The organism is Streptomyces canus (assembly GCF_041435015.1).
In the GTDB taxonomy this organism is placed as follows: Bacteria; Actinomycetota; Actinomycetes; order Streptomycetales; family Streptomycetaceae; genus Streptomyces; species Streptomyces canus_G.
In genome coordinates this window covers 5,928,968-5,941,207 of the sequence record NZ_CP107989.1, presented here as the reverse complement: position 1 = coordinate 5,941,207, position 12,240 = coordinate 5,928,968, and the positions used below count along the sequence as shown (strand labels likewise).

Here is a 12,240-nt window from a genome sequence, read left to right as displayed (position 1 = left end):
GCCGCTCCCCTCGTCGTACCGCAGCAGCCCTGCGGTACGCATGTGACGTCGAGCATACCGATGTAGGCAAGATCCACCCCTTCACGGCCGTGTACGCCAGAGACACCGTGAATCGTGTTGACTCGGTTCACAGACTCTGCTCTCATTGACCCGGCGAACGAGAAGACCGTCGATTGGCGGTGGTCGTCGCGTCGGGAGGGGGACACGGCCATGGGCATGAAGGGCAAGATCGCGCTGGGTGCCGTCGTGGGAGTCGTCGTCATCGGAGTCGTGTCGGCGAATGCCGGGGACAACGGGGACGGCGGCACCGGCAAGGCCGAGGTCGCCGAGAAGGAGGCCGCGTTCGCGGGGGACGGCGACTTCCAGGTCGGTTCGGACATCAAGCCCGTCACGTATCGCACCACCGGCAACAGCGACGGCATGTGCCATTGGGAGCGGGCCAAGGACGCCTCGGGCGAGATGGACGCGCTGCTGGCCAACGACAATGTCACCGGCACCGGTTACGTCACCGTCAAAGCCACCGACAAGCTCTTCAAGTCGAGCGACTGCAACGGCTGGGAGGCCGTCGACGAAAAGGCGAAGGGCTCCCCCGCCGCCCGGATGTCCGGTGACGGCGGAATGTTCGCAGTCGGCGCCGACATCGCCCCGGGCACCTACAAGTCCACCGGCAACACCGACGACTCCTGCTACTGGGAGCGCACCAAGGACGCCGACCACGGCGTCGAGTCGATCGTCGCGAACGACAACGTCAACGGCACGGCGGTCGTCAGGATCAGCGCCTCGGACGCCTACTTCAAGACGACCGGTTGCAAGGACTGGAAGAAGACCGGCTGAGCCGGCCGGCCCGCTTCCGTCTCCTTCCGCTCACCACCGGGGGCGCGTCCCACGCACAGCGCGCCCCGCACCTCATCACCTCACCGCATCCCCACCAAGGAATCACCATGCGTCGTACCGCACTTGCCGCTCTCTGCATCGCAGCCGCGGCCACCGCAGGACTCACCGGCTGCCAGCCCGGCCAGGACAAGGCGGACAGCAGGACGAGCGCGTCCAGCGCATCCGCCGAGCCGGGCAAGTCGGCCGCGAAGAAGGAACCGTTCGCCGGGCTGACCGGCGGCGAGATAGCCGACCGGGCCATCAAGGCCACGACCGGAGCCTCGTCGCTGCGCATGAAGGGCGCCATCCCCGACGACGAGAGCGGCGGCACCATCAGCCTCGACGTCCTCCTGAACAAGAAGGGCGAGTGCGCCGGCACCATCGGCATGGGCGGCAAGGGCAAGGCCGACCTGATCAAGACCGGCGACATCGTGTACATGAAGTTCGACGAGGCGCTCCTGCGGGAGCAGAGCGAGGGCGAGTCGAAGGCGGACACCGACGCGGCCGTGGCCATGCTGGCCGGCAAGTGGACCAAGACGAAGGCGACGGGCGAGGACGCCAAGGAGTTCGAGGGCTTCTGCGACCTGGGCGCGGTGCTCGACGGCGCCGAGGACGGCAACTCCGACGCGAGCCGCGGCAGCACGACCACCGTCGACGGGGCGCCGGCGATCACCCTGCACGAGAAGGACGGCAAGGACCGCTACACGCTGTATGTCGCCACCGAGGGCAAGCCGTATCTGCTGCGGATCGACAGCACGGCCGGAGCGGACCAGGGGTCGGTCATCTTCAGCGACTTCGACGAGCCGGTCCCTGCGCAGAAGCCGGCCGGCGAGATCCTGGACCTCGACGCCCTCGGCGGCTGAGCCACGCCGAGACTCGGCGCATCAGGACGCACCAGGGATGCGGCACGCTCAAAGGGCGTGCCGCATCCATACGTTGGGCTCGACGTACACCGCATAGCCGCGCTCCGGCTCGCACCGCACCGGCACCAGCGCCCCGGGCACCTCGATGTCGCCCTGGGTGTCGAAGGGCAGTCCGGTCCAGCCGCGCCACTGCTCCAGCGAACCGGACACCGTCATGGAGGCCGGTGCCACCGCGTGAACGACACCGCCGGCCCGGGCGTGGACGCGCACCCAGGGGTCGTACGGCAGGCCGTCGGGGCGTACCCGGTGGGCGTACTCCTGGATCGGCGTGTGCGGTTCCAGGTGCTTGGCACTGGGGCGGACCGGCGCGACGACCTCGCTGAAGCCGTGGGCGCGGGCGTTGTCACGCATCGCCGAAAGCATCAGAGCGGACAGGCCGTGGCCCTGGAGTCGCGGGTCGACGACGACCGAGATCGCGCTGGCCGTGTCGGGCCGTACGCCATGACGCAGATCCTCGAACGCCCACACCAGCACCTCGTCCCAGCCCCGCGCCGGCAGTTCACCGCGGTCCTCGACGTGGAGGGCGAAGGGGACGCTGTGGGCATGCGCGACGACCTCTCCCCGCTCGTCCTCGGCGAACAGGACGTGCGCGGGGAGTTCGGCGGAGATCCGTCCGTAGTGGGCGTTGCCCACGGGGTCCTGGGTCACGAACTCCGGCCAGCTGTTGGCCATGCCGAGAACGCGCTCCCGCATCTCGGGACGCTCGGCAAGACTCGACACCTTCAGCTCCATGCGGTCACCGTAGGCGCGGGCCCGCCCGTCTGAAAGCGCATTTCCCGCCCCCCGCCCCGCGGCCGCTCGGCGCAAGCCCTGGTGGCCACGGCTCACGAGGCCCGAAGCCCATGGCCGGCGCGAGTCCTCAGTCCGCGTGGAACCGCGGCGGCGCCGCCGTCGGATTGCCGCCGGCCGGGAGCTTCTGGCCGGGGCAGCCCGAGAGGACCTTCTCCATCGCGGACTTCTCGGCGGCCGTGACCCACAGGTCGTACTTCTTCTTCACGGCGACCTGGGCGGCGACATACGTGCACCGGTACCCCTTGTTCGGCGGCAGCCAGGTCGCCGTGTCACCGTCCCCCTTGGAACGGTTGGTGCTCGCGTCGACGGCGAGGAGGTTGAGGGGGTCGTTGGCGAGAGCTATCCGCTTGCCGGGCTCCCAGTACTTGGCCCCCTTCTGCCAGGCGTCGGAGAGCGCGACCACGTGGTCGATGTCGACCTGGCTGCGACCACGCCGGTAGGTCACCTCCTTGCCCGAGTAGGGGTCCGACTCGAGCACGCCGTAGGACACCTTGCAGTCCCCGCGGGTGAACTTCACGTCCTCCAGATCCCGTTTGAGTATGTCGTCGCGGGTGTCGCAGTCGTTCGAGTCCGTGTCCGCCCACGCGGTGCCGAACCTGTCGCGCTCGTACCCCGTCTTGGGCGCCCGCCCCTTGACGGTGAGTGACTTGGCGGCGGTGAGGGCCGCGCCCGAACCGCCCGCACCCCCGCTCTCCTCCGGCCCCCCGGACCCTGTGGCCGTCTCCGCCTTGCACCCGGCCACGGCGAACACCAGCACGACGGCGGCCGCAGCCCCGCCCCTCAGACGCCTCACGTGCGCCCCTCCCCTTGCAACCCGGTCCGGCCCCCGCAGGGAGCGCTTTCCCTGTACGACGTCGCGCACACCGTAGCGAGCGGGCGCACCGCGCCATTCAGGAGGTCCAGACCACAGCCCTTCCGAGTAGGCAATGCGGACATATCAGCCGTATCGTCGTTGCTGAGTCACCTCCGGAAGGAGTTCGGGATGGGCATCTTCGACAGGTTCAAGAGCAACCGCCAGGCGCAGGACAAGACCAAGGACATGTCCGACGTGGCGGAACGGAAGGTCAACGAGCGGACGGGCAACAAGCACGAGAGCCAGGTCGACGACGCACAGCAGAAGATCGAGGGGTCGCTCGGCATGGATCGCGACAGGCCCGAACAGCCGTAAGGTTTCCCGCGGGCGGCTTCACGTCGCAGGCCATGGCAGCACCCTGAGCTCCGGCCATTCCTCCTTCCAGCGCGCGGCCTTGGTCTCGTAGACCTCTCTCGGAGCGAGTACGGGATTGGGGCGGAGCACGAGGTTGAACACGTCGGACAGTCCGTGGGGTGCGTAGACGCGCCACGTCCCGTCGGATTCCGGGCGTACGCCCAGACAGCACGTCGTCGCGGCGAAGCGGTCGATGGCGGACTCGGTGGAGTCGTACGGAGGGCAGGGCACTCCGAACTTCCGCTCGTACCAGAGGTGCACCCGGGCCTCGTTGCGGATCTCCACCTCGGCCCGCAGGCCTGCGAACACTTCCCGTCCCGCCTCGATGACGGCGTCCTCGGCCTCCCAGGAGAGATCGGTGTCGTCGAAGTAGAAGATGTCGTAGTCCCTGATGCCCCGGGTCGGCGGTCTGCCGGTGACCACGTTCCACACGGTCTGGAACAGGCAGCCCGCCGTCACGTACCAGCCCGGCAGGTCAAGCGTCGCCGTCCTGGCCATCACCTCGGTCAGGGTCTCGTTCCGGCCGAGCGTGGAACGGAACACGTCCAGTTGTTCCTCAAGAGGAAGTCGTCCGAGCATCCCTCCTGACTACCACGGTCAGACCTTCCCGATGCCCAGGCCGTCTCCGACGGGAGCAACCTGGAGGACAGCACCGCGACCCAGAAGTCGCCGAGCAGGTCCGCGAGCCGGGCCGTGTCGGCCGCGCCGAGCAACCGCCATGGCCCGGCGGCGAGTTGGTCGGTGTGGAGCTCCACGCGGTGGCGCAGGTCACGGCCGGCGTCCGTACCCTCGCGACCACGTTGTTCCGTACGCCCTGAGCTCACCCCGCGTGACCGAGTGACCGCGACTCACACCGTCGAGGGGCACCCGGTCACGGTCCCCCGCCGTCACGACCCCAGGATCGACGTGAGGAACTCCCCCACCCAGCCGAGCAACTCCCGCCCGACCAGCGGCTTTCCGCCCACCTTCGCCGTCTTCGGACGGGGCACCAGCACCTGGTGCACGGCCGGCTTGATGACGGTGCCCGGGTAGAGACGCTTGACCCGCAACTCCTGCGATTCCCGCAACTCCACCGGCGCGAAGCGGATGTTGGTGCCCTGGAGGACGATCTCGCCGACGCCACACGCGCGTGCGAGCATCCGAAGCCCCGCCACCAGCAGCAGGTTCTCCACCGGCTCCGGCAACTTGCCATAACGGTCGACGAGTTCCTCGCGTACTGCCTTGACGTCCTCCTCCGTGTTCACCGAGGCGATCGAGCGGTACGCCTGGAGGCGCAGCCGCTCACCCGGCGCGTAGTCGTGCGGGACGTGCGCGTCGACCGGGAGCTCGATCTTGACCTCCAGCGGCGGCTCCTCCTCGACACCGCCCTCCAGGGAGGCCCGGTAGTCCGCGACGGCCTCGCCGACCATCCGGACGTACAGGTCGAAACCGACACCCGCGATGTGCCCGGACTGTTCGCCGCCGAGGAGGTTGCCCGCGCCGCGGATCTCCAGGTCCTTCATCGCCACGTACATGCCCGCGCCCATCTCGGTGTGCTGGGCGATGGTGGCGAGCCGTTCGTGCGCCGTCTCCGTCAGCGGCTTCTCCGGCGGGTACAGGAAGTAGGCGTAGCCCCGCTCGCGGCCACGCCCCACCCGGCCGCGCAGCTGGTGCAGCTGGGACAGACCGAAGTTGTCGCCGCGCTCCACGATCAGCGTGTTCGCGTTGGAGATGTCGATGCCCGACTCGACGATCGTGGTCGACACGAGTACGTCGAACTTCTTCTCCCAGAAGTCGACGACGACCTGCTCGAGGGCCTGTTCCGACATCTGGCCGTGGGCGGTCGCGATGCGCGCCTCGGGGACGATCTCGCGCAGGCGGGCCGCGGCCCGGTCGATCGACTCGACCCGGTTGTGGATGTAGAAGACCTGGCCCTCGCGCAGCAGTTCACGGCGAATGGCCGCGCCGATCTGCCTCTCCTCGTACGGCCCGACGAAGGTGAGCACCGGGTGGCGCTCCTCCGGGGGCGTGGTGATCGTCGACATCTCGCGGATGCCGGTGACCGCCATCTCCAGGGTGCGCGGGATGGGGGTCGCGGACATGGTCAGCACGTCGACGTTGGCGCGGAGCTTCTTCAGCTGCTCCTTGTGCTCGACGCCGAAGCGCTGCTCCTCGTCGACGATGACCAGGCCGAGGTCCTTGAACTTGGTCTCGGAGGAGAACAGCCGGTGGGTGCCGATGACGATGTCCACCGAGCTGTCGCGCAGCCCCTCCAGGACGGCCTTCGCCTCGGTGTCGGTCTGGAAGCGGCTGAGCGCCTTCACGACCACCGGGAACTGCGAGTACCGCTCGGAGAACGTCCCGAAGTGCTGCTGCACCAGCAGGGTCGTCGGTACGAGGACGGCCACCTGCTTGCCGTCCTGTACGGCCTTGAAGGCGGCCCTGACCGCGATCTCGGTCTTGCCGTAGCCGACGTCGCCGCAGACCAGGCGGTCCATGGGGATCGACTTCTCCATGTCCTCCTTGACCTCGGCGATGGTGGTGAGCTGGTCCGGCGTCTCCGCGTACGGGAAGGCGTCCTCCAGCTCGCGCTGCCAGGGCGTGTCCGAGCCGAACGCGTGCCCGGGGGCCGCCATTCGCGCGCTGTACAGCTTGATCAGGTCGGCGGCGATCTCCTTGACGGCCTTCTTCGCGCGCGCCTTGGTCTTGGTCCAGTCGGCGCCGCCGAGACGGTGCAGGGTGGGCGCCTCGCCGCCGACGTACTTGGTGATCTGCTCCAGCTGGTCGGTGGGGATGTAGAGCCGGTCGCCGGGCTGGCCGCGCTTGGCGGGGGCGTACTCGACGACGAGGTACTCGCGCGTGGCGCTCTGCACGGTCCGCTGGACCATCTCGATGTAGCGGCCCACGCCGTGCTGTTCGTGGACGATGTAGTCGCCCGCCTCAAGGGTGAGCGGGTCGATCGTCTTGCGGCGCCGGGCCGGCATCCGGGCGCCGTCCTTGCCGGCCGCCTTCTGCCCGGTCAGGTCGGTTTCCGTCAGGACGGCGAGTCTCAGGGCCGGGTCGACGAAGCCGTACTCGATCGAGCCGCACGCCACGTGCACGACGGACGGACTCAGCGACGCGAGTTCCGCGTCGAGGCGGGCCGCGATGCCCTCGCCGCCGAGCACCTCGACGGTACGGGCCGCCGGGCCGTGCGCCTCGGTCACGAAGACGGTGCGCCAGCCGTCGGCGAGCCAGCCCTTGGTGTCGGCGAGGGCCTTCGCGGTGTCGCCGCGGTAGGTCTCGGGGGCATGCATGCCCAGCTTGAGGGTGTCCGCCTCCAGTTCGAGGTCCGCCGCGAACGGCGACACCGACCACCACATCATGTCCAGCTCACGCGCGTGCTCGCGGACGTCGGCGATGGACCACAGGGAGGCCGCGCCGACGTCGATGGGCGCCTCGCCGCCGCCCGCGGTGGCCGCCCAGGACGCCTGCAGGAACTCCTGCGAGGTGGCCACGAGGTCGGACGCACGCGTGCGGACCCGCTCCGGATCGCACACGACGGCCATGGCGCCCTTGGGCAGGACGTCGATCAGGAGCTCCATGTCGTCGACGAGGACGGGAGCCAGGGACTCCATGCCCTCGACGGCGATCCCCTCGCCGATCCTGCCGAGCAGGTCGCCGAGCTCGGGGTGCTCCTCGGCGAGGGCACGCGCGCGTGCGCGTACGTCGTCCGTCAGGAGCAGTTCGCGGCAGGGCGGGGCCCACAGGCCGTGTTCGGCGACCTCCAGGGAGCGCTGGTCGGCGACTTTGAAGTAGCGGATCTCCTCGACGTCGTCGCCCCAGAACTCGACGCGCAGGGGGTGTTCCTCGGTGGGCGGGAAGACGTCGAGGATGCCGCCTCGTACGGCGAACTCACCGCGCTTCTCGACAAGCTCGACGCGCGCGTACGCGGCGGCGGCGAGAGCCTCCACGATCGTGTTCAGGTCGGCTGTCTGCCCGGTGCGCAGGGCGACCGGTTCCAGGTCGCCGAGGCCCTTGACCTGCGGCTGGAGCACGGACCGTACGGGTGCGACGACCACGGAGACCGGGCCGGTCTCGGGGTCGTCGGGGCGCGGGTGGGCCAGCCGTCGCAGGACGGCCAGGCGGCGGCCGACGGTGTCGCTGCGGGGGCTCAGGCGCTCGTGCGGAAGGGTCTCCCAGGACGGGTACTCCACGACCCCCTCCGACGGGAGCAGGGAGCGCAGGGCCGCGGCCAGGTCCTCCGCCTCGCGGCCCGTCGCCGTCACCGCGAGCACGGGCCGGCCTGCCTCCCGCGCGAGGGCGGCGACCGCGAAGGGACGGGCCGCCGGTGGACCGACCAGGTCGACGTGCATGCGGTTGCCGTCCTGGGCCGCCGTGATCGCTTCCGCGAGGGCGGGGTCCTTGACGACGGCGTCGAGCAGACCGTGCAAGCTCATTCTGGGCGGCTTTCGTCCGGGGGGTTTCTGGGGGGTGGGCAACGCGAAGGGCCCGACACAACGAAGGGCCGGGGGGTCTCCAGCCTACGACGGCCTCGGCCCGGCCGTCGGAGCCTGTGGACAACGCCGCCTCGCCCGCGGCCGCCCTGTGGCCGGCGAAGAGCCCGCAAGCTGCTCCCCGTGGACAACGAAGAACCCGGCGCCGAGAAGTCCCCCGTGACTTCTCGGCGCCGGGCGTTCCCCGTCCCCAGGGTGGCTATTCGGTCGCGATCGCCTTCAGGACGTTCATCCGGCCCGCCCGGAACGCCGGGATCAGGGCGGCGAACAGGCCCACGAAGGCCGATCCGACGAAGACGCCGATGATCGTCGGCCAGGGGATGTCCAGGACCTTCAGGCCCTGCAGGGCGAGGAGCTTCTGGGCGGTCGCGCCCCAGCCCATGCCGAGGCCCAGGCCGAGCAGTGCGCCGAAGAGCGCGATGACCACCGACTCCATGCGGATCATCCGTCGCAGCTGGCGCCGCGAGAGGCCGATGGCGCGCATCAGGCCGATCTCCCGGGTCCGCTCGACCACCGAGAGCGCCAGGGTGTTCACGACACCGAGGATCGCGACGATGATCGCGAGGGCCAGCAGGCCGTAGATCATGTTCAGGAGCTGTCCGATCTGGTCCTTGAAGGCTTCCTTGTAGTCGGTCTGGTCGCGCACGGTGTACTGCGGATAGTCGTGCAGCGCCGACTTCAGCGACTTGTACGCGGCGTCCTGCTGCCCGTCCTTGGCGTTGGCGAAGACCAACTGGTCGAGCGGCATCTTGTCGGCCGGCACGTACTTGGCGAGCGTGGCGATCGAGATGTACTTCGAGCCCGCGTCGATGACGACGTCACTGCTGGTGATCGCCCGGACCGTCAGCTCGGCGGTGGCGCCGTCCTTGAAGGCGACCTTGATCTTCGAGCCCAGGTGGATTCCGTGCGCCCTGGCGAACTTCTCGTGCACGGACATCGAGTCGGGCCGGTAGGCGTCGGCGAGCGTCCCCGCGACGGTCTTGGTCCGCAGGACGGTCGCGTAGGACGGGTCGGCCGCCGTGATGTCGGTGTCCTTGAGCGTCTTGCCGTCGGGGGTCGTGTAGTCGGCCTCCGTGGTCCTGTACTCGGTGACCCCTTCAAGGCCGGGCGTGTTCTTGACGGTCTTCACCGCGGCCGGCGTGACCAACTGCCCGCTGTCGGATTGGATGATGAAGTCCGTACCGACCGTCTTGTCGAGCTCGTCCGAGGCCGAGGCGACCATGGACGAACCGACGACCGACAGACAGGCGACCAGCGCGAGGCCGATCATCAGGGCGGCGGCCGTGGCTCCCGTACGGCGCGGGTTGCGCAGGGCGTTGCGCTCGGCCATGCGGCCGACCGGGCCGAACACCCTGAGGACGACCGCGCCCAGGACGCGCACCACACCGCCCGCGAGGAGCGGGCCGATCACGACGAAGCCGATCAGGGAGAGCACCACGCCGAGGCCGAGCCACAGGGAGCCCTCTTTGGCCTTGTCCGCCTGGGTGACCAGGTAGAGCGCGTAGGCGCCGCCAGCGGTCAGGAGCGTGCCCAGCAGGGCCCGTACGCGGCCCGCCTTGGCGTCGGCGGGGGCGCCGGCGTCCCGGAGGGCGGCCATGGGCGAGACCTTGCCCGCGCGGCGGGCCGGCAGCCAGGCGGCCAGCACGGTGACGACCACGCCGAGGAGCAGTCCGACCACCGGGGTCGTCCAGGCGATCGTCAGGTCGCTGGTCGACAGGTGTATGCCCAGGGAGCTCATGAGTTTCATCAGGCCGACCGCGAGGCCGACACCGGCCCCGACCCCGAGCACCGAACCGGTCACGCCCAGGAGCAGGGCCTCGACCAGCACGGAGCGGTTGACCTGCTTGCGGCTGGACCCGATGGCCCGCATCAGGCCGATCTCGCGGGTCCGCTGCGCGACGAGCATCGAGAAGGTGTTGATGATCAGGAAGATGCCGACGAGGAAGGCGATCCCGGCGAAGCCGAGCATCGCGTACTTCATGACGTTCATGAAGCCCTCGACGTCCTTCTGGTTGGCGTCGGCGGTCTCCTTGGCCGTCTGCACCCTGTAGCCGCTGCCGAGCTCGGCGGCGACGTTCTTCTTGAGCTGTGCGTCGGTGAGCCCGGAAGCGGCCGTGACGTTGACGTTCGTGAACACGCCCGTCTCGCCGACCAGGCTCTCCTGGGCGGTCTTCGTGTCCAGGTAGAAGATCGCGGCACCGGGGTTGGTGACCTGGAACTCCGCGACGCCCGAGATCTTCGCGGTGTGCGTGCCGACCGCGCTGATCACGCCGATCTCGTCACCGAGCTTCAGGTGGTGCTTGTCGACGGTGTCCTTGTCGACCATGATCTGGCCGGAGTTCTTCGGCGCCGTACCGGAGGTGACCTTCATGGTGCGGGCGTCGTTGCGGTTCCAGTTGCCGACGATGGTCGGGCCGCCGCCGGACGGCGAAAGGCTGTCCTTGTCGGCGTCCACGACGGTCACCGAGGTCGAGAAGACGGTCCCCTCCGCCGTCTTCACCCCCTGTGCCTCACGCACCTTGCCGAGCACGGAGGCCGGCAAGACCGGCGGCTTGCCGTTGTCCGAGGTCGTCTCGCCGCTGTCGGAGGCGCCCTTGGCGCTCACCGTCACATCCGAGGACGTGGCCGCGAAGAGCTTGTCGAAGGTGGTGTTCATCGTGTCGGTGAACACCAGCGTCCCGCAGACGAAGGCGACCGACAGCAGGACCGCCACGGCCGACAGGGCCATGCGTCCCTTGTGCGCGAAGAAGTTGCGCATGGAGGTCTTCATGACGGTCATGACGTACGCCCCCGGGCGTCGAAGTCCTTCATGCGGTCCAGGACGGCCTCCGCGGTGGGCTTGTACATCTCGTCGACGATCCGGCCGTCGGCGAGGTACAGCACGCGGTCCGCGTACGAGGCGGCCACCGGGTCGTGCGTGACCATCACGATGGTCTGCCCGAGCTCGTCGACGGAACGGCGCAGGAAGCCCAGGACCTCGGCACCCGCGCGCGAGTCGAGGTTTCCGGTCGGCTCGTCACCGAAGATGATCTCGGGACGCGCGGCCAGGGCGCGAGCCACGGCGACACGCTGCTGCTGTCCGCCGGAGAGCTGGGTGGGCCGGTGCCTGAGTCGGTCGGAAAGTCCCACCGTGTCCACCACGCGTGCGAGCCACTGCTTGTCGGGCTTGCGCCCGGCGATGTCCATGGGCAGCGTGATGTTCTCGAGCGCGTTGAGCGTCGGCAGCAGGTTGAACGCCTGGAAGATGAATCCGACCCGGTCCCGGCGCAGCTGGGTGAGCTTCTTGTCCTTCAGGCCGGTGATCTCGGTGTCGTCAAGGTAGATCTGACCGCTCGTCACGGTGTCGAGACCGGCGAGGCAGTGCATGAGGGTGGACTTGCCGGACCCCGAGGGGCCCATGATCGCGGTGAACTGCCCGCGAGCGATGTCCACGTCCACATGGTCGAGGGCGACGACGCGGGTCTCGCCGGACCCGTACGCCTTGACGACCTGCCGCGCCCGCGCGGCAACGGCCGTACGCCCTCCAGTGCCCCCGTGCCTGGTGATGGTTACAGCCGATGTCACGGTATGTCTCCTATATCGGTCAGTGAATCAACAGCCGATCAGCAGGGCGATCGGTTCGTTGCTTGGGTACGGCGTTCAGTCTGGTGCCGCGGGACGGTCCGGCGCGCTGGTGCTCAGCACCGTCTTCTACGGGGGAAAACCCCACCCCCGTCGATCCGGTCGTCCCTCCCCCACCGCTCCCCAGCGGCGTAAAGCCAGGTTAAGGACGGACCATGGCCCTTCTCCTCCTCCGGCGGTACGAACCCGCCCCGAGCCGTAGTACGGAGATACCCCTAGGGGCAGTCCACCGCCGGGTGGAGGCGATCTAGGGGTACGGGTCCACCCTCCGGTGCAGTCAGGCTGCACCCTGCCGCCGCGTGAGGGTCAAGTGGGAGAGTGGTCGCCGGTAGATGGATGCAGGGGGAAG

At 69.2% G+C, this 12,240-nt stretch carries 9 protein-coding genes and 1 pseudogene; 3 read left to right on the top strand and 7 right to left on the bottom strand.

The genetic code is table 11. The annotated features are described in order from the left end of the window. The first annotated feature begins 210 nt into the window (after window positions 1–210). Both OG841_RS27230 and OG841_RS27225 read left to right on the top strand, forming a co-directional pair. Window positions 211–834, top strand: a complete 624-nt coding sequence (locus OG841_RS27230; protein WP_328639092.1) for a hypothetical protein — start codon at window positions 211–213, stop codon at window positions 832–834. Between the two features lie 107 nt (window positions 835–941). Continuing rightward, the gene (locus OG841_RS27225; RefSeq protein WP_328639093.1) at window positions 942–1,736 is read left to right on the top strand and encodes a hypothetical protein; all 795 of its coding nucleotides are present in this window, start codon (window positions 942–944) and stop codon (window positions 1,734–1,736) included. Window positions 1,737–1,784: 48 nt separating this feature from the next. Here the strand turns inward: OG841_RS27225 and OG841_RS27220 are convergent, their stop codons facing one another. Both OG841_RS27220 and OG841_RS27215 read right to left on the bottom strand, forming a co-directional pair. Beyond that, window positions 1,785–2,528 (bottom strand): GNAT family N-acetyltransferase, encoded by a 744-nt coding sequence (locus OG841_RS27220; protein ID WP_328639094.1) that lies wholly within the window; start codon window positions 2,526–2,528, stop codon window positions 1,785–1,787. Window positions 2,529–2,655: 127 nt separating this feature from the next. Continuing rightward, entirely contained in the window at window positions 2,656–3,381 is a 726-nt protein-coding gene (locus OG841_RS27215; protein WP_328639095.1) for an HNH endonuclease family protein, read from the bottom strand. A 189-nt stretch (window positions 3,382–3,570) separates the two neighbouring features. Between OG841_RS27215 and OG841_RS27210 the strand changes: the two genes are divergently transcribed. Further along, window positions 3,571–3,756, top strand: coding sequence for an antitoxin (locus tag OG841_RS27210; protein WP_328639096.1), 186 nt, complete (start codon window positions 3,571–3,573; stop codon window positions 3,754–3,756). Window positions 3,757–3,774: 18 nt separating this feature from the next. Here the strand turns inward: OG841_RS27210 and OG841_RS27205 are convergent, their stop codons facing one another. The 5 genes and pseudogenes from OG841_RS27205 to OG841_RS27185 all read right to left on the bottom strand — a co-directional run bounded on the left by OG841_RS27205 (window position 3,775) and on the right by OG841_RS27185 (window position 11,834). Further along, window positions 3,775–4,374: a nucleotidyltransferase family protein gene (locus OG841_RS27205; protein WP_328639097.1), complete on the bottom strand. Its 600-nt coding sequence runs from the start codon at window positions 4,372–4,374 to the stop codon at window positions 3,775–3,777. Between the two features lie 18 nt (window positions 4,375–4,392). Beyond that, window positions 4,393–4,583 (bottom strand): annotated as a pseudogene (locus OG841_RS48645) (helix-turn-helix domain-containing protein); the annotation flags it as partial. 99 nt (window positions 4,584–4,682) lie between these two features. After that, window positions 4,683–8,213, bottom strand: a complete 3,531-nt coding sequence (mfd, locus tag OG841_RS27195; RefSeq protein WP_328639098.1) for a transcription-repair coupling factor — start codon at window positions 8,211–8,213, stop codon at window positions 4,683–4,685. 256 nt (window positions 8,214–8,469) lie between these two features. Beyond that, entirely contained in the window at window positions 8,470–11,049 is a 2,580-nt protein-coding gene (locus OG841_RS27190) for an ABC transporter permease (RefSeq protein ID WP_371566995.1), read from the bottom strand. Next, window positions 11,046–11,834 (bottom strand): ABC transporter ATP-binding protein, encoded by a 789-nt coding sequence (locus OG841_RS27185; RefSeq protein WP_031045031.1) that lies wholly within the window; start codon window positions 11,832–11,834, stop codon window positions 11,046–11,048. The genes OG841_RS27190 and OG841_RS27185 overlap by 4 nt, the downstream gene beginning before the upstream one ends. Window positions 11,835–12,240: the final 406 nt, after the last annotated feature.

Bases quoted from the DNA above. Each gene is read 5' to 3' on its own strand.
- OG841_RS27230 (WP_328639092.1), top strand. From the start codon at position 211: ATGGGCATGAAGGGCAAGATCGCGCTGGGTGCCGTCGTGGGAGTCGTC.
- OG841_RS27225 (WP_328639093.1), top strand. From the start codon at position 942: ATGCGTCGTACCGCACTTGCCGCTCTCTGCATCGCAGCCGCGGCCACC.
- OG841_RS27220 (WP_328639094.1), bottom strand. From the start codon at position 2,528: ATGGAGCTGAAGGTGTCGAGTCTTGCCGAGCGTCCCGAGATGCGGGAG.
- OG841_RS27210 (WP_328639096.1), top strand. From the start codon at position 3,571: ATGGGCATCTTCGACAGGTTCAAGAGCAACCGCCAGGCGCAGGACAAG.
- OG841_RS27205 (WP_328639097.1), bottom strand. From the start codon at position 4,374: ATGCTCGGACGACTTCCTCTTGAGGAACAACTGGACGTGTTCCGTTCC.
- mfd (WP_328639098.1), bottom strand. From the start codon at position 8,213: ATGAGCTTGCACGGTCTGCTCGACGCCGTCGTCAAGGACCCCGCCCTC.
- OG841_RS27190 (WP_371566995.1), bottom strand. From the start codon at position 11,049: ATGACCGTCATGAAGACCTCCATGCGCAACTTCTTCGCGCACAAGGGA.